This window comes from Vibrio sp. 10N.286.48.F5 (assembly GCF_041469785.1).
GTDB classification, from domain to species: domain Bacteria; phylum Pseudomonadota; class Gammaproteobacteria; order Enterobacterales; family Vibrionaceae; genus Vibrio; species Vibrio crassostreae_C.
This window is the reverse complement of the sequence record NZ_JBFRLG010000013.1, coordinates 1-19,213: the sequence shown is the minus strand read 5'-3', so window position 1 is coordinate 19,213 and position 19,213 is coordinate 1. Positions and strand designations below refer to the sequence as shown.

Genomic DNA, 19,213 nt, shown 5'->3' with positions numbered 1-19,213 from the left:
GTTTGGTAACGGTCGTCGTTACTTAACGCACATCACATTAAGCAATGAAGAACCTTTCAACTGGTTGACGTTACCGTTGGTAAACATACCTTTCTTATCTGCGCCCCAATAAGGGAGATGCATTGGCCAGTTCTGTTTTTCCATAACCTTTGAGCTCAAGATGCTCTGCCATTGCTTCTCACTCATCAGCTTCATGTTGACCTGATTACACACCAATTCAGCGCTATCGTAATCTAGGCGGCTCCAAGGCTTACCTTGCTCCATGTAGAACTGTTGTTGATGATCTAGAAGGTAAGGAATAGCATATTGGCTACCCGCAATGTCTGCTTTCACGCGAATCTCGATCTCTAGATCATTGTCTGAACTCGCGTTACCGCTTGGTAGCGTCTGAATTGCTGCAGCGCTCGCTACCGCCGCCACTTGCTTAGTAGCCACAGGTTTCGGTGCAGGCTTAGCTTCTACTTTTGCAGGAGCCTTGTGCGTCACCGCTTTTGGCTCTGCTGGTTTTGCCACAATAGGCTGTGATGAGGTTTTCGACTTATCGACCATACGAATAAAGGCTTCACCGTAACCAGAAACCTTACGCACCTGAGCTAGGTCTTTTCTCGCATCAGAGAAGGTAGAATAAGGTCCGATTAAGCAACGGTAGTCTCCGCCTTCCGGCTTCATCCAAACGTTGGTCGAGATCTTCTCATACAGAGGCTTTGCTCGGCTCAGTGACAAAGGCTTGTTCAGCAGGCCACATTGAACCCAAAACAGTTCGTTATCTGAATGACGTTTTGGTGCTTTACTGCCCCACACGCCCTTACCGATCGGACATGATTGCTCTAGCTGTGGTAATTGGTTGGTGCTTGCCTGAGTTGCATCACATAGAACCGACTCTGCATTCACTTGGCTCGATACCAAAAGAGATGCAGCGATAAGTCCCATACGATAATTTCTCGTCACAGCACGACATACAGCATTCATTGTCAATTTCATAACCACCACTTAAACCCTTGCGGGCTAATTATTACCGAATCTATGTCGATAAAACATGAATTCCATTTTAACTATTATTGACACTGTCAATAATACTAAGTTCCAGATCCATTAAGCAAAAAAAGAGCCGTAATTGCTTACGGCTCTTAATTTAGTGACTTTTTTTACTAAAAATCAAACCGGGCTATCACCCTTTATAAATTTTCGGGTTAAACACGTCACGTAACCAGTCGCCTAATAGGTTAATAACGAGAACCAATGTTACCAAAAGCACACCTGGGAATGCTGTGATCCACCATGCTCCTGAGAAAATGTAGTTAAAACCAGTACTGATCAGGGCACCGAGTGATGGTTGGTCTACCGGAAGACCTAAACCTAGGAAAGAAAGTGCCGCTTCTGACATGATGGCATTTGCCACCTGTACCGTAGAGATAACCAAAATCGGTGATAAACAGTTAGGCAGAATATGGCGGAACATGATGCGAGGCGCTCTAAAGCCCATCACACGTGCCGCTTCTACGTACTCTTTCTTCTTCTCTGCCAATACCGATGCACGAATCGTACGAGCATACTGCGGCCATTCAGCAATACCGATGATCACCACCAGCATAACAACCGCATATTGCGCGTAGAAGTCACTACCGAAACTCGCCTTAAAGATGGCCGAGACAATGATCGCAACCATCATGGTTGAGAACGAAAGCTGAACATCGGCAAAACGCATCAGGAAGCTATCAATACGACCACCGAAGTAACCTGCAGACAAGCCAATGATGATACCGAGAGTCAGCTGAAGACCTACCGCTAGGAAACCGATCGTCAATGACAGACGCGAGCCGTAAAGCATCGTAGATAAGATGTCACGACCCTGCTCATCAGTACCCAGTAGGAAGCGTTCTTCGCCGTCTTCCATCCAAGATGGTGGCAACTCAGAATCCATGATGTCGATAGACGTCACGTCATACGGGTCTGTTGGCGCTAGAATAGGTGCCGCTAATGCCATAACAAGGAAAGCTGCAAAGATAGCGAAGCTCACCATTGCCACTTTGTCACGTAAGAAGTAGTACAGAATGTCTGACTGCTTGAATCGCTCCCAACGAGATGGAGCTGTTGTTGTTTGTTCCATGATTATGCTCCTTTCCCTGTGATGTTCACTGTTGGGTTAATGATGCCGTAAAGCAGGTCAACAATGGTGTTAGTTACTACGAAGATCAGGCCAACGAAGATAACGTATGCGGTAATCAGTGGTGTATCCACTCGGTTAATCGCTTCAAGGAATAGGAAGCCGGTACCCGGCCACTGGAATACAGTTTCAGTAAGAATGGTGTAAGCCACCATAGTACCGATTTGAACACCGCCTACCGTTAGTACTGGCAGCATTGTGTTTTTCAAAGCGTGTTGGTAGTAAATCTTGTTCAGCGCTAGACCTTTTGCTTTACCAAACTTGATATATTCAGAGCTAAGAACCTCTAGCATTTCAGAGCGTACTAGACGAATGAACAGAGGCAGCATGATAGATGCTAGAGCAATACTCGGCAGCACTAAGTGTGCAAGGCCATCTATCGTTAAGAAACCAGACTCCCAGCCAAACCAGTTTGCGGTCTCACCACGTCCAAACGACGGCAGCCAACCTAACTCAATAGAGAATACATACATCAACATGATTGCGGTTAAGAAAACAGGCACAGAAATGCCGATACTACTGCCCGCCATCACCAGTTTAGTGAAGAAGCTTTTTGGGTGTATTGCAGAATAAACGCCAAGTGGAATCGACAGACAAACAATGATCAGAGAAGCGCCGAACACAAGCTCAAGCGTTGCGACTAGTTTATCTAAGATTACGTCCACAGCTGGGCGTTTAAAGAAATATGAAGTACCAAGATCACCTTGTAGAGCTGCGCCCACAAAGCGAGTGTATTTTGTAATGAAGGGATCATTTAAGCCGAGTTCATCACGCAGCGCTTGACGCTCCGATTCTGAAACAGATTGACCGACTAACTCACGCAACGGGTCGCCCAGGTTATCCTGAATGGCAAACGCCACCAAACTGATCACAAACATCACTATCAGTGCCTGAAACAGGCGCTTGACCAGAAACGTAACCATTCCTTGCCCCTTATCTATCCATGACTATCTAGTCGAAATCCGCGACTAGATAACAAAATTCAGTCTTCAAAAAGGTATTTAGCCAGACTGAAGGAAGACCAAATACCGAAACTTAAATCTATATCTTAATAATTTGAGAGCCTGAAAAGCTTCAGGCTCTCGATTCTAGCAAGCTAGATTATTTTACAACTAGGTCGCCGAAGTAAGGCATAACCATTGGGTTTACTACGTCTGCTGCACCTACGTTAGACTTCGCGCCCCACGCTTCACTTTGCCAGTGTAGCGGTACGAATGCTGCGTCGTTGTAAAGTGTTGCTTCAACGCCTTTCAGCATTTCAGCACGCTTAACTGGGTCAGTTTCAGTGTTAGAAGCTTCTACGATCGCATCCATTTCTGGGTTTGAGTAGCCAGAACAGTTGTATTGACCACGGCCAGTCTCTTCGTTACGAGTCATAGTTAGGAACTCGTTGAAGTTAGCTGAATCTTCTGTATCTGAGTGCCAGCCGATCATCATCATGTCTGCTGAACATAGGTCAAACTCAGGCCAGTACTGTGCTTTAGGCATAGTTTTTAGATCAACTTTGATACCAATCTTAGACAGCATTGCCGCAGACGCTTGCGCTACTTTCGCATCGTTCACGTAACGGTTGTTTGGAGCCATCATAGTTAGCGTAAAGCCATCTTCGTAGCCCGCTTCTTTCATCAGCTCTTTCGCTTTTTTCAGATCGTAACGAGGAACTAGGTCTTCGTTGTGACCCGCGTAGCCTGTTGGGCTTTGCTGACCAGCTGCTGTTGCGAAGCCTTTCATGATCTTCTTAACGATACCTTCGTTGTTGATTGCGTGAACAATCGCCTGACGAACGCGAACATCTTTAAGTGCTTCGTTGCTGTTTTGGTTCATTTGGAACGTGATGATACGAGTACCAGGTAGCGTCACTAGATCGATGTTCTTAGCGTTTTTAACACGCTTGTGATCGTTTGGTGCTACTGGGTGAATCATATCAACGTCGCCAGAAAGAAGTGCTGCAACACGTGTCGCGTCTTCTTTGATTGGCACAAGTGTTAGCTTGTCTACGTTGCCTTCAGTTTCTGTGTCCCAGTAATCGTTGAAACGCTCGAACGTTACTTTAACGCCTTGCTCACGCTGCGTTACGATAAATGGACCAGTACCTGAAACGTTAGTCGAAGCAAACGAGTTACCGTGCTTAACTAGCTCAGACTTGTCTTTACCTTCCGCTGTTTGGCCAGAGTAGAACTTGCTGTCCATTGGGAAGATGTAAGTTGCTGTTTGTAGTACTAGTGGGTAAGCCGCTTTTGATACTAGCTCAACTGTGTAGTCATCCACTTTTACCATTTTTTCGTATGGCGTAAAGATAGACTTAAAGTCTGGAGAAGCTTGTAGACGTTCAAAAGTCCACACAACATCATCAGCAGTCAGTTCGTTACCAGAGTGGAATTTCACACCTTTACGTAGGTTGAAGCGGAAAGTCGTTTCATCAACACGCTCCCAGCTAGATGCTAGGCGGCCTTCAAAATCCATCTCTTGAGTGAAACGTACTAGAGGGTCAAACACCATGTGAGACATTTGCAGTGTGCCACCAGACAGCTGCTCGTGCGGGTCAAGTGATACTGGGTCAGCTGCGTAGCCAACGGTAATATCTGCTGCTGCTGCACTAAAGCTTAGGCCAGCTGCCATTAAAGCTACTGCTAATTTGCTTTTCATGGTTTTCATTGCATAACTCCTTCATGCGGGAATCCAGATCCCTAGTTGTTGTATTTGCGTCTGTTTATTGTTGTTAGCAAGCTAAACTCCAGCCTGCTGATTTTTATACCGCGGCTTGTGCCACTGCTTTTTCTTCTCTTAAGCCTGTAAATTCAGGCATTAAAGAAATCAGTTGTTTGCTGTATTCATGCTGAGGTGATTGGAACAGCTGCTCCGTTGGCGCAACCTCCAATAATGTCCCCATCTGCATCACACCAACACGGTCACACATTTGGCGAATAACCGGTAGATCGTGACTGATGAACAGCATGGTTAGGTTTAGCTCGTCTTGTAAGTCTTTTAGTAGGTTAAGAATCTGAGCCTGTACCGACACGTCCAGTGCCGATGTTGGTTCATCACAAATCAAAAGACGTGGGCGAGTCGCCAAAGCGCGAGCGATAGAAATACGCTGACGTTGACCACCTGAGAATTCGTGTGGGTACTTCACCCCAGCCATTTTGCCTAAACCCACGTGCTCTAGCAGGTCGTTCACGATCTGACGAGTTTCATTTTCGTTGCGAGTAAGCTTATGGAATCGGATAGGTTCAGCAATGATGTCGAATATCTTCATTCGAGGGTTCATTGATGTGTAAGGGTTTTGGAAAACCATCTGCATTTGACGACGCATAGGGCGACGTTCTTTTTCAGATTTCAGACCAGTAAGATCAACGCCTTCAAACGTTACCTTGCCTGAGTTTGGTGCGTACAAGCCAGCAATCACACGAGCAATCGTTGATTTACCTGAACCTGATTCACCTACTAAACCAAACGTCTCACCTTCATGCACTTCAAAGCTCACGTTGTTTGATGCTTGAACGTACTCACGACGGCTCTCAAAGAAAGAATCTTTGGTAGTAAAGCGTAAGTTTACGTTCTCAACGTTCAACAGAGGGCCAGTGTAATCACGGTGATCTTGGCTTTGACCTAACCAGTGGTTCTTCACATCCAATGGTTCCATCTCTTGTGCTTCTTCGATGTAGCTAACAAGAGGGAAACGATCGAGTTTGCGATCCGAACGAGGAACCGCAGAGATAAGACTGTGTGTATATGGGTGCTCAGGAGTACCCAGAACTTTCGCTGTTGGGCCAAACTCAACTAAGTCACCACGATACATAACGGCTACGCGGTCGGTAACGTTAGATACCACGCCCATGTCGTGCGTGACCAACATGCAACCTACGTTCTTCTTAATACATAGGTCGCGAATCAAACCCAAGATCTGGTCTTGGATAGAAACATCCAGTGCTGTTGTTGGTTCATCTGCGATGATTAGGTCAGGTTCACCTGCCAATGCGATCGCGATAACCACACGCTGACGCATACCGCCAGAGAATTGGTGAGGGTACTGCTTTAAACGGTTTTCTGGTTGTGGGATACCCACTTGGTTCATCAAGTCTAATGAGCGCTGGTAGGCTTCTTGATCCGAAACCTTCATGTTGGCATGAATCGTCTCTTTTAACTGCTGTTCTACTGTGAATAGAGGGTTAAGAGAAGTCATTGGGTCTTGGAAGATAAAACCAATCTTTGAGCCGCGAACAGAACGCATCTGTTCAGGAGATAAACCAGAGACTTTTTCGCCATCCAGAAATACCTCGCCGCTAGCAATGCGGCCAGGAGGGCTCAGCAAATCGATCACAGCATTACCTACTGTTGATTTACCTGCACCAGACTCGCCTACAACACCAACAATCTCACCACGTTCAATGTTGAACGAAAGTGATTTAACTGCGGCGTGAACTCCATGACGAGATGGGTATTCGATACGAAGATTTTTTACTTCTAAAAGTGACATTACCAGACCTCTACTGCTTTGGCAGCTTTCTGCCCTGTCTGCAAAATTGAATCCATTCTTACCAGAATATTGTTCTGATATTTTATACGGTTGACAATTTGGCAAATAATTCACAGAAAAGCAACAAAAATAGGATAAAAAGTCGACATTAAACGCTTAGCAAGCAAAAGTGCCACATAACTATTCACCAAAAGAGCATATAGTAAGAAAAATCAACATTATATTATCGGCAAGAAATACTCACAAACTCCTTACCACTACTTACTTGTAGAGTTAAAGCCGTGCTTCAAAGCAGATCTCACTACCAGTCACTAAAAACAAATAATTATTCCAAAAAACAATTAACACTATAGAAACAAGCGCTAATTTTGTTAATTTGAACAAATAAAACAACCAGATAAACGTTAATTAGCCATACATTTAACCATCTGTATTATTTTGGTAAATACAAAACAGACAAACGAAAGGCCTAATAAATCAGAGGAGTTTTTGAACGACCAAATGCGTACAAAGCTGTCAAATTCAGGCCTTAGTGAGCAAATTTAGGGTCAGGTTTCACTTTTCATAAAAGTCTTTAGACCAAACCCATTAATATGTCGAATTATTGAGCACTCCATTTATATAAAATTAGATATAGAACTGTACATTTGATAAAGAAAGCAACTCTGTAGCAGCACCATTATCAAGCAGATCGTTAGGAATCTGTCTTATATAAGAAGGGGAGATAGATGTAAGAAGCCCCGTCATTTCTGACGCGGACGGCTAGTTGAGGCTTCTTAAGTGATCAGTGAAGAGACATTCTTTGAACATCAGGCGAACCCCACTCTGTTCAAGTTATCTAAGTTTCAGATGTAAAAAAGCCCTAGTCTTTCGACTAGGGCTTCTTAAGGTGGTCGGTGAAGAGGGATTCGAACCCCCGACCCTCTGGTCCCAAACCAGATGCGCTACCAAGCTGCGCTATTCACCGAGACGTTTCGTTTGATTTCTCAAACTGGGAACTTCAAAGAAGCTACCAAAATTAATGGGGTGGCTAACGAGATTCGAACTCGCGACCACCGGAATCACAATCCAGGGCTCTACCAACTGAGCTATAGCCACCACTAATTTTTTATATAACCGCTTAACAAGCGATTATTGAAATAGTGGTCGGTGAAGAGGGATTCGAACCCCCGACCCTCTGGTCCCAAACCAGATGCGCTACCAAGCTGCGCTATTCACCGACTAATTTTGTATCGACTCTTGGGAATAATGAATCAACACTGGAAGCCGAAGCTACCGATATTTTGTAAAGAAAGAATGGGGTGGCTAACGAGATTCGAACTCGCGACCACCGGAATCACAATCCAGGGCTCTACCAACTGAGCTATAGCCACCATTATTTCTTTTTTGCCAATTTCTCACTTACCGAAGTAAGAGACCGGATGGCGCGCCTGAAAGGATTCGAACCTTCGGCCTTTGGCTCCGGAGGCCAACGCTCTATCCAGCTGAGCTACAGGCGCATGCCCTGTCGGCGGAGTGGAATAATACGTATATCACCCAATGCCGTCTAGTACTTTTTTAACTTTTTTTTCTGTTTGGTCTCTTTTTCGACAGTTAATATGTGATAAACCCCTTATTTGAGTACTACAACCCGCCACAGCTTATAAGTTGTTGTTTATTGCAACAACTTATCGGGATATAATCACCCATTATTTACATTGGTTTAACAGTTGCTCTTTGCTGGTTAAAGCCAAAACACCCTTCCAACACTATAAATTGGTAAGCATGTACTTACCTTGGGAATGTAAAGTGAGTTTAATGGATATGTCTCGTCGAATTTTAAGCGTTGTCATCGCAGTTTTAACCTTTTCAACTGGCGCAATGGCTGCAGGCCTAAGCGAAGCGGAGCACGATGCAATTGCTGAACGCATCAAACCAGTTGGCCAAGTTTACCTAGTCGGCAGCGAGCCAGTAGCCGCAGAACCAACAGGCCCTCGTGATGGCGCAGCAGTTTACGGTACCTTTTGTATCGCTTGTCACGCATCTGGCGTAAGTGGCGCACCTAAAACAGGTGATGCTGGTGACTGGGGTCCTCGCATTGCTCAAGGTCGCGACATTCTAGCTGACCACGCAATCAACGGCTTCAATGCGATGCCAGCGAAAGGTTCATGTATGGATTGTTCAGACGACGAAATCAAAGATGCTATCGAGCACATGATTGCCGGTCTGTAATTAAAAATGCCAGATTCAGAAAAGGTGACCTCATGGTCACCTTTTTTATTGGCTTCTATATAGTGCGATTAAAGTAGGGCATTACTTCTTGTTGAACATCGCTCGAATATTCGCAATGTGCGCCTGCCCTTTTTCCATTCTTTCTTCAGCGGATTGAGGCTTCTTAACGCTTTCCCACTCCACATCATCGTGCGGCAGCTCATCGAGGAAGCGGCTTTGTGTTGGCTTTATTAATTCACCATATTGACGACGTTCACGACACTTAGTAAAAGTCAGCTCTTTCTGCGCTCGAGTAATCCCCACATACATAAGACGACGTTCTTCTTCTACGTTGCCTTCATCGACACTGGTTTGGTGCGGCAAGATGCCCTCTTCTGCACCCATCAGGAATACATATGGGAACTCTAGACCTTTCGATGCATGCAATGTCATTAATTGGACTTGATCTGCATCGTCATCATCCTCACCACGCTCCATCATATCGCGCAGCGTTAAACGTTGAACCACCTCGCGCAGGGTTTTCTCTTCTTTATCGTAGTTGTCACCCTCAAGATCGGCCACAATCCAGCTATACAGATCAGAGACGTTCTTCATTCGCATTTCAGCGGCTTTCGGGCTCGCTGAGGTTTCGTACAACCAATCTTCGTAGTTGATGTCACGAACCAAAGAACGAACGGCTTCAACCGTATTACCACGCTCGGCATTGTCTGAGATACGAACAATCCAGTCACCGAAGCGGCGCAAATTTTCTAAACCACGCCCCGTCAGTGTCTGCTCTAAGCCCATCTCGAAGCTGGCCTCAAACAAGCTCTTACCACGCATATTGGCATAGCTACCTAGCTTTTCTAGCGTAACCGGGCCTATCTCACGGCGAGGCGTGTTTACAATACGCAGGAAGGCGTTGTCATCATCAGGGTTCACCAACACTCGTAGGTAAGCCATGATGTCTTTAATTTCGGCTCTAGCGAAGAAAGAGGTTCCGCCAGAGATCTTGTAGGGCACGCGGTTCTGCATCAGCGCTTTTTCAATTAAGCGCGATTGGTGGTTACCACGGTAAAGCACCGCGTAATCTTTGTACTCAGTACGGTTCAAAAACTTGTGGGCGATGATCTCGCCGGTAATACGCTCTGCTTCATGCTCTTCATTCTTAGCATTTAGTACCTTGAGCTTTTCACCGTCTGGGATCTCTGAGAACAGTGACTTTTCATAAACGTGTGGGTTGTTGGCGATCAAGATGTTCGCCGCACGTAATATTCGGCTGGTTGAGCGATAGTTTTGCTCGAGTTTGATCAAGCGAAGATTTGGATAGTCCTCACCCAGCAACACCAAGTTTTGCGGTTTTGCACCACGCCATGAATAGATAGATTGGTCATCGTCACCTACTACCGTCAAGCGACCACGCTCTCCCACCAGTAAACGAACCAACTCATATTGGCTGGTGTTGGTATCTTGGTATTCATCGACCAGTAAATAGCGGATACGCGACTGCCAGCGCTCACGCACCTCTTGATTGGTTTTCAGTAGTAATACAGGCATCGCGATCAGATCATCAAAATCGAGTGCGTTGTATGCCTTCATCTGTTTCTGGTACATCTCAAAACAGAATGCAAACAACTGCTCTTGTTCGCCTTGAGCACGTGCTTTCGCCTGATCTGGCGTCAGCATGTCATTTTTCCAATTCGAAATGGTGCTCATTAAAGCGCGTAGCAAATCCTTATCACCATCGATCTGTCTCTCTGTTAACTCTTTTAACAAAGCTAACTGGTCTTGGTCATCAAACAGAGAGAAACCCGCTTTCAAACCCAGCGCTTTGTATTCACGGCGAATGATGGTTAAGCCCATGGTATGAAAAGTCGAAACAATCAGCCCTTTCGATTCGCCCTTACCTAGAGTTTGCCCAACACGCTCTTTCATCTCGCGTGCCGCTTTATTAGTAAAGGTCACCGCCGCAATATTACGCGCCTTATAGCCACATTCCTGAACCAGATAAGCAATTTTATTGGTGATAACACGTGTTTTACCGGATCCAGCGCCCGCTAATACTAAGCAGGGGCCCGAAACATATTTCACGGCTTCATCTTGTCTTGGGTTCAGTTTCATTTGATTCTCAGTTTGGTCTAGAGGGGCGAATTCAATTGCGCGCCTATAATAATGCTGCAACAGCACGAATGCTACGTTCTCTTATACAAGATTTTTACGCTGATTATGTAAAACTTTGTTGCACATGTGTGTGGTTATTAGGCTATAATGAATGAACGTTCATTCATTGGTGGTTGAAATATGACAACTCATGCACCTCGGGATAAACGCCAGCAAATACTTTCTGCAGCTGAAAAGCTAATTGCAGAGGTCGGTTTCCAAGGCCTTTCAATGCAAAAATTAGCCAAAGAAGCGGGAGTGGCTGCAGGCACTATCTATCGCTACTTCGATGATAAAGAGCATTTGATAGAAGATGTTCGAATGCTCGTGACTCAAAGAGTAGCTGATGCTGTTCAACAAGGGGTTAATGATTCGGATCCAATTAAACAACGCTACCGTACTATGTGGTTGAACATATGGAACTTAGCAGGAACGAATTTAGCCGCAATAAAAAATCGGGTTCAGTATGACTCTCTACCCATCACAAATAGCCTAAACTTCAGGGAACTAGAACGTAAAATGTTTGCCCAAGTTGAGCTGCTATTTAATGAGGGGAAAGAACAAGGATTGTTTAAACCACTTAACAATGAAGTATTAGGTGGATTGAGCTTGGCGGCTAGTGTTTCTTTAGCACGCAAGCATTCTTTAGGATTTTACCAACTTGATGAGGCAGAACTAGAATCTGCAATCGAAGCCAGTTGGGACGCAATAATTAAACACTAGATCGGAGTTTTGACCATAATGAAAAAGTGGACTTTCTTCATGTTACTCATCGCTGTACTACTTTTCGGCAGCGTTATTGGGTTTAACATGTTCAAACAACAAAAAATTGCTGAGTATATGGCCAACCGCCCTGAACCCGAGTTTCCCGTAACGGTAACTGAAGTTCAGCCGATCGACTGGGTTCCCGTAATTGAAGCTATCGGCTTCATCGAACCAAATCAAGGTGTGACACTAGCGAACGAAACCAGCGGTGTTATTGACCAAATTTCTTTCGAATCGGGTACTGATGTTAAGAGTGGTCAGCAACTGGTACGTCTTGATTCTGACGTAGAGAAAGCCAACCTTAAGAGTTCTGAAGCTCGTTTGCCTGCTGCGAAAGCAAAATACAAGCGTTACCAAGGTCTATTCAAGAAAGGCTCTATTTCTAAAGAAGCGTACGATGAAGCAGAAGCTAACTACTTCTCTCTTTCAGCTGATATTGAAAGTCTAAAAGCGTCTATCGATCGTCGCGAAATTCGCGCACCATTCGATGGTACCGTTGGTATCCGCAATGTTTACCTAGGCCAATACCTACAATCAGGTACTGATATTGTTCGCCTGGAAGACACCAGTGTAATGCGCCTTCGCTTCACGGTTTCTCAAACCGACATCTCTCGTATCAATGTAGGCCAAGCTGTCGACATCTTTGTTGATGCTTACCCAGAAACACCGTTTGAAGGCTCTATTAGTGCAATTGAACCCGCAGTTAGCATCCAAAGTGGTCTTATCCAAGTTCAAGCAGATATTCCAAACAATGATGGCAAACTTCGTAGCGGCATGTTCGCTCGCGCTAACATCATTCTGCCTAAACTAGAGAATCAAGTAACGTTGCCTCAAACAGCGATTACTTTCACTCTATACGGTGACAATGTTTACATCCTGACTGAAGAAGACGGCGTTCAGCGTGTTGCTCAACACGTCGTGAAAGTTGGTGAACGCACAGCAGATATCGCGCACATCCTTGAAGGCGTTAAAGCTGGCGATACGGTTGTAACTTCTGGCCAAGTACGTCTAAGTAACGGCGCCAAAGTTAAGGTTGTTGAAAGTGATGCAATCACTCCACCATCTGAAACACCTAAGCTGTAACTGGAGGCACAATGCGCTTTACTGATGTTTTTATTAAACGTCCAGTTCTAGCGGTATCCATCAGCTTTTTGATTGCGCTGCTTGGCTTACAAGCAATCTTCAAAATGCAGGTGCGTGAATACCCTGAAATGACGAATACCGTTGTAACCGTAACCACGAGTTACTACGGTGCAAGTGCCGATCTTATCCAAGGCTTTATCACCCAACCCCTCGAACAGGCTGTGGCGCAAGCGGATAACATCGACTATATGACTTCCTCTTCTGTACTCGGTAGCTCGACGATTACGGTGAACATGAAGTTGAACACCGACCCGAATGCAGCGCTGTCTGACATACTGGCCAAGACAAACTCGGTGCGTTCTCAGCTTCCAAAAGAAGCGGAAGATCCAACCGTAACCATGTCGACTGGTTCAACAACAGCTGTACTCTACATTGGTTTTACTAGTGATGAGTTGGTGTCGAGCCAAATTACCGATTATCTAGAGCGTGTAATTAACCCGCAGCTATTTACGGTAAATGGTGTATCGAAAGTTGACCTATACGGTGGCATGAAATACGCACTACGCGTATGGCTAGACCCGTCAAAAATGGCTGCAGTTAACCTAACTGCTAGTGATGTAATGACGGTATTGAATGCCAACAACTACCAATCGGCTACAGGTCAAGCAACCGGCGAGTTTGTTCTTTATAACGGCAGTGCCGACACGCAAGTATCGAACACTGAAGAATTAGAGAACTTAGTCGTTAGAAGTGGTGAAGGTGAGATTATTCGTCTGTCTGACATCGCTAAGGTTTCTCTAGAGAAAAGCCACGACGTTTACCGTGCAAGTGCAAACGGTCAGGAAGCGGTTGTTGCTGCGATCAATGCGGCACCAAGTGCCAACCCAATCAACATCGCTGCAGATGTACTTGAGCTTCTTCCTCAACTAGAGAAGAACCTACCAAGCAACATCTCTATGAACGTAATGTACGATTCAACTATTGCTATTAACGAGTCAATTCAAGAGGTTATCAAGACAATCCTTGAAGCTGCATTAATCGTATTGATCGTAATCACCTTGTTCTTAGGTTCATTCCGAGCGGTACTGATTCCTATCGTTACTATCCCACTGTCTTTGATTGGTGTGGCAATGGTAATGCAGGCAATGGGTTTCTCTTGGAACCTGATGACACTCCTGGCAATGGTACTCGCCATCGGTCTGGTGGTTGATGATGCGATCGTAGTACTTGAGAACGTCGACAGGCATATCAAGCTCGGGGAGTCCCCTTTCCGCGCTGCAATCATCGGTACTCGTGAAATCGCGGTGCCAGTTATTGCAATGACATTAACACTAGGCGCGGTATACGCTCCTATCGCAATGATGGGTGGTATCACAGGCTCGCTATTTAAAGAGTTTGCGTTAACCCTTGCAGGTTCGGTATTTGTATCCGGTATCGTGGCATTAACGCTGTCGCCAATGATGTGTTCAAAGATGCTGAAAGCTCATGCTGAGCCAAGCAAGTTTGAACAAAAGGTACATAGCGTACTGGATGGTATGACTAACCGTTACGAGCGTATGCTTGGTGCGGTAATGAACCACCGCCCAGTATTCATTGGTTTTGCGATCATCGTATTTGCAAGCTTGCCGATGCTGTTTAAGTTCATCCCTAGTGAATTAGCACCTTCAGAAGATAAAGGTGTAATCATGCTGATGGGTACGGCACCATCTAATGCGAACTTAGACTTCATGCAAAATACCATGAACGACGTAAACAAGATTCTGTCTGATCAGCCAGAAGTAGCTTACGCGCAGGTGTTCACAGGTGTTCCTAATGCAAACCAAGCGTTTGGTATTGCATCTATGGTTCCTTGGAGTGAGCGTGAAGCAAGCCAATCTGAGGTAGCAAACCGGGTTGGTGGTTTGGTGAAAGATGTACCTGGAATGGCAGTAACAGCCTTCCAAATGCCAGAACTACCAGGTGCGGGTTCAGGTCTTCCAATTCAGTTTGTTATTACAACGCCAAACAGTTTTGAGAGCTTGTTCCAAATTACCACTGACATCTTGACTGATGTAGCGACAAATCCACTATTCGTATACTCGGATCTCGATCTAAACTACGACTCAGCAACGATGAAAGTACACATCGACAAGGATAAAGCGGGCGCATACGGCGTAACCATGCAAGATATCGGTATCACGCTAGGTACCATGATGTCAGATGGCTACGTAAACCGTATCGACTTGAATGGTCGTTCTTACGAGGTTATCCCTCAGGTTGAACGTAAATTCCGTTTGAACCCAGAATCGATGAATAACTACTACGTACGTGCTGCGGACGGTAATGCTGTACCACTAGGCAGTTTGATTACGATTGATGTTGTGGCAGAGCCTCGCTCTCTTCCTCACTTCAACCAATTGAACTCAGCTACGATTGGTGCAGTACCTGCTCCAGGCGCTGCAATGGGTGATGCAATTGCATGGTTTGAAGACACGGCGGCGAATAAGCTTCCAAGTGGCTACAACCACGATTACATGGGTGAAGCTCGTCAATACGTAACAGAAGGTAGCGCACTTTACGCGACCTTTGGTCTAGCACTGGCTATCATCTTCTTGGTACTAGCGATTCAATTCGAATCTCTGAAAGATCCATTGGTTATCATGGTATCTGTTCCACTGGCGATCTGTGGTGCCCTAATTGCTCTAGCTTGGGGTGCGGCAACGATGAACATCTACTCACAAGTAGGTTTAATCACGCTGGTCGGCCTGATTACCAAGCACGGTATATTAATCTGTGAGGTTGCAAAAGAAGAACAACTGCATCACCACAAGACTCGTATTGAAGCGGTGATGGAAGCAGCAAAAGTTCGTCTTCGTCCAATCCTGATGACAACAGCTGCGATGATCGCGGGTCTAATCCCACTGATGTACGCAAGTGGTGCGGGTGCAGCTCAGCGCTTTAGTATTGGTATCGTAATCGTTGCTGGTCTAGCGATTGGTACTATCTTCACGCTATTTGTACTGCCAGTGATTTACAGCTACTTGGCTGAAAAACACAAACCTCTACCTGTATTTGTAGAAGACAAAGACCTAGAAAAGCTAGCTCGCGTCGATGAAGCAAAAGCGGCACACAGAGAATTAGCTGATAATAAGTAATCGCTAAGTCGTATTAACAATAAAAAGGCTACTTCGGTGGCCTTTTTTTATACGCCATAGGCGACATCTCAAGTGTGATTAAATAGAATAGTGGTAAATATTCAGGAGTTTTAATTGATATGTTTGATCCAAAAAAACTAGAGCAGATTGCTAAGCAGATCCACGATTCTATGCCTCAACCAGTAAAAGAGCTTGGTTCAGACGTAGATCAAAAAGTTCGCCAAGTTATCCAAGGCCAACTAAACAAGCTAGACGTTGTGAGCCGTGAAGAGTTTGATGTTCAAACACAAGTACTGCTTCGCACTCGCCAAAAGCTAACTGAAATGGAACAAAAGCTAGCTGACTTAGAAGCAAAGATTGCCGATAAGTAAGCGCAAAGCAAGAAAACTGAAAGGGTTGGTGTGAAAACGCCAACCCTTTTGTATTTCTGAGGATCAATCAAGACCTGAAAGTCGACGAAGACTGATCAAACAATGTTCATTTGATTGATTTTTAAGACTTTGTTACTAAAAGCAAAAAGGCTTGGTCAACGGCGACCAAGCCTTTTTATTAGATGTTGTGTTGCTTATTTATAACTCAAACCTGTAAGGAGTTAGTGATACTGCTTCGCTTTTTCTGCAAATTTATCAGTATCTAAGCGACTAATTAACCGCCTACAGCGATACGCTTCATGTCGCTCATGTAGCTACGTAGCTCTTCACCAATGTACTCTACAGGGTGGTTACGGATAGCTTCGTTTACTTCAATTAGCTTAGCGTTATCAACTTGGTTAGATGCTTCACCTAGACCGCGGCCGATTACGTCAGTTGCTACTGAAGGCATGAACTTCTCACGTAGTAACGGTGTTGCTACGTTAGCGAATAGGTAGTTACCGTACTCAGCAGTATCTGAGATTACAACGTTCATTTCGTAAAGACGCTTACGAGCAACTGTGTTTGCGATTAGTGGAAGCTCATGTAGAGATTCGTAGTAAGCAGACTCGTCGATGATACCTGATGCAGTCATAGCTTCGAATGCTAGCTCAACACCTGCACGAACCATAGCAACCATTAGGATACCGTTGTCGAAGTACTCTTGCTCTGAGATTTCTACGTCAGAAGCTGGGTAGTTTTCGAATGCCGTTTCGCCTGTCTCTTCACGCCAGCCTAGTAGGTTCACGTCATCGTTCGCCCAGTCAGCCATCATTGTGCTAGAGAAGTGACCAGAGATGATGTCATCCATGTGCTTGTTGTAAAGCGGACGCATTAGATCTTTAAGCTCTTCAGAAAGCTCAAACGCTTTAACTTTAGCTGGGTTAGATAAACGATCCATCATGTGAGTTACGCCACCAAACTTAAGTGCTTCAGTGATCGTTTCCCAACCGTATTGTAGAAGTTTGCCTGCGTAGCCTGGTTCGATACCGTCAGCAATCATCTTCTCGTAAGATACGATAGAACCCGCTTGTAGCATGCCACAAAGGATAGTTTGCTCACCCATAAGGTCAGATTTAACTTCCGCTACGAAAGAAGACTCTAGGCAACCTGCACGGTGACCACCAGTACCTGCAGCCCAAGCTTTAGCGATATCCCAGCCTTCACCTTTAGGGTCATTCTCTGGGTGAACAGCGATAAGTGTTGGTACACCGAAGCCACGTTTGTACTCTTCGCGAACTTCAGAGCCTGGACACTTAGGTGCAACCATTACTACAGTAAGGTCAGCACGTAATTGCATGCCTTCTTCCACAACGTTGAAGCCGTGAGAGTAACCAAGAGCAGCGCCTTGCTTCATTAGAGGCATTACTGTTTCAACAACGTTTGTGTGTTGCTTATCAGGAGTAAGGTTGATTACTAGGTCTGCTTGAGGGATTAGCGTTTCGTAGCTACCCACAACAAAGCCGTTTTCATCAGCATTTTTGAATGATTGACGCTTTTCATCAATTGCCGCTTGGCGTAGAGCGTAAGATACGTCTAGACCAGAATCACGCATATTTAGACCTTGGTTTAGGCCTTGAGCACCACAACCAACAATTACGATTTTCTTACCTTCAAGGTATTCAGCTTCTGTCGCGAATTCTTCACGATCCATAAAGCGGCAACGACCTAATTGGTCTAGTTGTTCACGAAGGTTTAATGTATTGAAATAGTTAGCCATTCTAGGGCACTCCTTTAAAAATAAGTCCGTAAGGTCGATATCTCTCTATCGAATGACTTCATACTAAAACAGACACTCCGTTGCTGAAAGTGATATATTCACAATTAGTTATTGCAATAAATGCAACATGGAAACGATCGCAGAACATGAACATAAAATCTCTACAATTATTTATACATTTATGCGACAGCAAGAGTTTCAGCAAAACCGCTGCTGCTATGCACGTCAGTCCTTCAGCGCTGAGCCGTCAGATACAAAAGCTTGAAGAGGAAACAGGACAAGAACTGCTAATCAGAGACAACCGCAGTGTTGATCTTACCCCAGCAGGAAAACACCTATTGCCTGTAGCATTGAGCATCGTGGGAGAGTGGCAGCAATATAACCTTCACCTGAAGGGCGGAGAGCAAGAACTTAAAGGTGAGATCCGTATATTTTGTTCAGTAACGGCTAGCTACAGTCACCTACCTGAACTCATAACCGAATTTAGGGCTATTCATCCGTATATTGAATTTAAGCTCTCTACTGGTGATCCAGCTCAATCCATCGACAAGATCTTAAACGATGAAGCGGATATCGCGATTTCAGCAAAGCCAGACATCCTTCCTTCAAGGTTAGAATTCGAAACCATCAGCGATATTCCACTGTCAGTCATCATTCCATCTGGTGTGAGTAGCTTTAGCCAACAACTGCAATCCGATAAGCCAAACTGGAATGAAGTGCCCTTTATCATCCCAGAAGCAGGAACAGCGCGTGAACGAGCCAATGCATGGTTTAAAAAGATGAAGATAAAACCCAACATATACGCGCAAGTTTCTGGCCATGAGGCGATTGTAAGTATGGTGGCACTAGGATGTGGAGTTGGCATCGCACCTGATGTGGTCATAAACAACAGTCCAGTAAGAGATAAAGTTAGCCGCTTAAAGATAGAACCTATCAAGCCATTTGAGTTAGGCGTATGTTGTAAGCGAGCACAGCTAGATAACCCTCTAATTCGAGCGTTCTGGCAAGTTGCAGAAGGGAAATATTTAGCGGACTAGTCGTCATTGTTTTAAATACAAAAAAGGGAAGAGCACGTCAGTGCCCTTCCCCTTTTATACCAATTAAAGTAAA

Annotated in this window: 13 protein-coding genes and 5 tRNA genes; 6 read left to right on the top strand and 12 right to left on the bottom strand. The window is 45.0% G+C overall.

The window, feature by feature from the left end:
* Positions 1-18: 18 nt before the first annotated feature.
* The 10 genes from AB4185_RS09545 to AB4185_RS09500 form a co-directional block, all read right to left on the bottom strand.
* Positions 19-981, bottom strand: a complete 963-nt coding sequence (locus AB4185_RS09545; RefSeq protein WP_372135380.1) for an SPOR domain-containing protein — start codon at positions 979-981, stop codon at positions 19-21.
* A 187-nt stretch (positions 982-1,168) separates the two neighbouring features.
* Positions 1,169-2,107, bottom strand: a complete 939-nt coding sequence (locus tag AB4185_RS09540; protein ID WP_017060135.1) for an ABC transporter permease — start codon at positions 2,105-2,107, stop codon at positions 1,169-1,171.
* Positions 2,108-2,109: 2 nt separating this feature from the next.
* Positions 2,110-3,087, bottom strand: a complete 978-nt coding sequence (locus tag AB4185_RS09535; protein ID WP_008218600.1) for an ABC transporter permease — start codon at positions 3,085-3,087, stop codon at positions 2,110-2,112.
* Positions 3,088-3,265: 178 nt separating this feature from the next.
* Positions 3,266-4,819 carry an ABC transporter substrate-binding protein gene (locus AB4185_RS09530; RefSeq protein WP_017060133.1) on the bottom strand — a complete coding sequence of 518 codons (1,554 nt, stop codon included), beginning with the start codon at positions 4,817-4,819 and terminating at the stop codon, positions 3,266-3,268.
* 94 nt (positions 4,820-4,913) lie between these two features.
* Positions 4,914-6,641 (bottom strand): ABC transporter ATP-binding protein, encoded by a 1,728-nt coding sequence (locus tag AB4185_RS09525; RefSeq protein ID WP_017060132.1) that lies wholly within the window; start codon positions 6,639-6,641, stop codon positions 4,914-4,916.
* An 890-nt stretch (positions 6,642-7,531) separates the two neighbouring features.
* A tRNA-Pro gene (locus AB4185_RS09520) sits at positions 7,532-7,608 on the bottom strand.
* Positions 7,609-7,663: 55 nt separating this feature from the next.
* Positions 7,664-7,739: transfer RNA gene (locus AB4185_RS09515), tRNA-His, on the bottom strand.
* Between the two features lie 45 nt (positions 7,740-7,784).
* Positions 7,785-7,861: transfer RNA gene (locus tag AB4185_RS09510), tRNA-Pro, on the bottom strand.
* 77 nt (positions 7,862-7,938) lie between these two features.
* Positions 7,939-8,014: transfer RNA gene (locus AB4185_RS09505), tRNA-His, on the bottom strand.
* 49 nt (positions 8,015-8,063) lie between these two features.
* A tRNA-Arg gene (locus AB4185_RS09500) sits at positions 8,064-8,140 on the bottom strand.
* Between the two features lie 298 nt (positions 8,141-8,438).
* Between AB4185_RS09500 and AB4185_RS09495 the strand changes: the two genes are divergently transcribed.
* Positions 8,439-8,852, top strand: coding sequence for a cytochrome c5 family protein (locus AB4185_RS09495; RefSeq protein ID WP_017063036.1), 414 nt, complete (start codon positions 8,439-8,441; stop codon positions 8,850-8,852).
* An 81-nt stretch (positions 8,853-8,933) separates the two neighbouring features.
* Here AB4185_RS09495 and rep read toward each other — a convergent pair whose 3' ends face one another.
* Positions 8,934-10,952 carry a DNA helicase Rep gene (gene rep / locus AB4185_RS09490; protein ID WP_017061960.1) on the bottom strand — a complete coding sequence of 673 codons (2,019 nt, stop codon included), beginning with the start codon at positions 10,950-10,952 and terminating at the stop codon, positions 8,934-8,936.
* A gap of 180 nt (positions 10,953-11,132) precedes the next feature.
* Between rep and AB4185_RS09485 the strand changes: the two genes are divergently transcribed.
* The 4 genes from AB4185_RS09485 (at position 11,133) to ubiK (ending at position 16,344) form a co-directional block, all read left to right on the top strand.
* The gene (locus AB4185_RS09485) at positions 11,133-11,714 is read left to right on the top strand and encodes a TetR/AcrR family transcriptional regulator (protein WP_017061961.1); all 582 of its coding nucleotides are present in this window, start codon (positions 11,133-11,135) and stop codon (positions 11,712-11,714) included.
* An 18-nt stretch (positions 11,715-11,732) separates the two neighbouring features.
* Positions 11,733-12,839, top strand: a complete 1,107-nt coding sequence (locus tag AB4185_RS09480) for an efflux RND transporter periplasmic adaptor subunit (protein ID WP_372135379.1) — start codon at positions 11,733-11,735, stop codon at positions 12,837-12,839.
* An 11-nt stretch (positions 12,840-12,850) separates the two neighbouring features.
* Positions 12,851-15,973 (top strand): multidrug efflux RND transporter permease subunit, encoded by a 3,123-nt coding sequence (locus AB4185_RS09475; RefSeq protein WP_372135378.1) that lies wholly within the window; start codon positions 12,851-12,853, stop codon positions 15,971-15,973.
* Positions 15,974-16,092: 119 nt separating this feature from the next.
* A complete protein-coding gene (ubiK, locus tag AB4185_RS09470; protein ID WP_009848085.1) occupies positions 16,093-16,344 on the top strand; it encodes a ubiquinone biosynthesis accessory factor UbiK in 252 nt (83 codons plus the stop codon).
* Positions 16,345-16,618: 274 nt separating this feature from the next.
* Here ubiK and ilvC read toward each other — a convergent pair whose 3' ends face one another.
* Positions 16,619-18,103: a ketol-acid reductoisomerase gene (ilvC, locus tag AB4185_RS09465; protein ID WP_017055697.1), complete on the bottom strand. Its 1,485-nt coding sequence runs from the start codon at positions 18,101-18,103 to the stop codon at positions 16,619-16,621.
* A gap of 146 nt (positions 18,104-18,249) precedes the next feature.
* Between ilvC and ilvY the strand changes: the two genes are divergently transcribed.
* Positions 18,250-19,140: an HTH-type transcriptional activator IlvY gene (ilvY, locus tag AB4185_RS09460; protein WP_017061966.1), complete on the top strand. Its 891-nt coding sequence runs from the start codon at positions 18,250-18,252 to the stop codon at positions 19,138-19,140.
* Positions 19,141-19,213: the final 73 nt, after the last annotated feature.

Coding starts and splice junctions, on each gene's coding strand:
- AB4185_RS09475 (WP_372135378.1), top strand. CDS start 12,851: ATGCGCTTTACTGATGTTTTTATTAAACGTCCAGTTCTAGCGGTATCC.
- ilvY (WP_017061966.1), top strand. CDS start 18,250: ATGAACATAAAATCTCTACAATTATTTATACATTTATGCGACAGCAAG.
- AB4185_RS09525 (WP_017060132.1), bottom strand. CDS start 6,641: ATGTCACTTTTAGAAGTAAAAAATCTTCGTATCGAATACCCATCTCGT.
- AB4185_RS09545 (WP_372135380.1), bottom strand. CDS start 981: ATGAAATTGACAATGAATGCTGTATGTCGTGCTGTGACGAGAAATTAT.
- AB4185_RS09485 (WP_017061961.1), top strand. CDS start 11,133: ATGACAACTCATGCACCTCGGGATAAACGCCAGCAAATACTTTCTGCA.
- rep (WP_017061960.1), bottom strand. CDS start 10,952: ATGAAACTGAACCCAAGACAAGATGAAGCCGTGAAATATGTTTCGGGC.
- AB4185_RS09530 (WP_017060133.1), bottom strand. CDS start 4,819: ATGAAAACCATGAAAAGCAAATTAGCAGTAGCTTTAATGGCAGCTGGC.
- AB4185_RS09495 (WP_017063036.1), top strand. CDS start 8,439: ATGGATATGTCTCGTCGAATTTTAAGCGTTGTCATCGCAGTTTTAACC.
- ilvC (WP_017055697.1), bottom strand. CDS start 18,103: ATGGCTAACTATTTCAATACATTAAACCTTCGTGAACAACTAGACCAA.
- ubiK (WP_009848085.1), top strand. CDS start 16,093: ATGTTTGATCCAAAAAAACTAGAGCAGATTGCTAAGCAGATCCACGAT.
- AB4185_RS09480 (WP_372135379.1), top strand. CDS start 11,733: ATGAAAAAGTGGACTTTCTTCATGTTACTCATCGCTGTACTACTTTTC.
- AB4185_RS09535 (WP_008218600.1), bottom strand. CDS start 3,087: ATGGTTACGTTTCTGGTCAAGCGCCTGTTTCAGGCACTGATAGTGATG.
- AB4185_RS09540 (WP_017060135.1), bottom strand. CDS start 2,107: ATGGAACAAACAACAACAGCTCCATCTCGTTGGGAGCGATTCAAGCAG.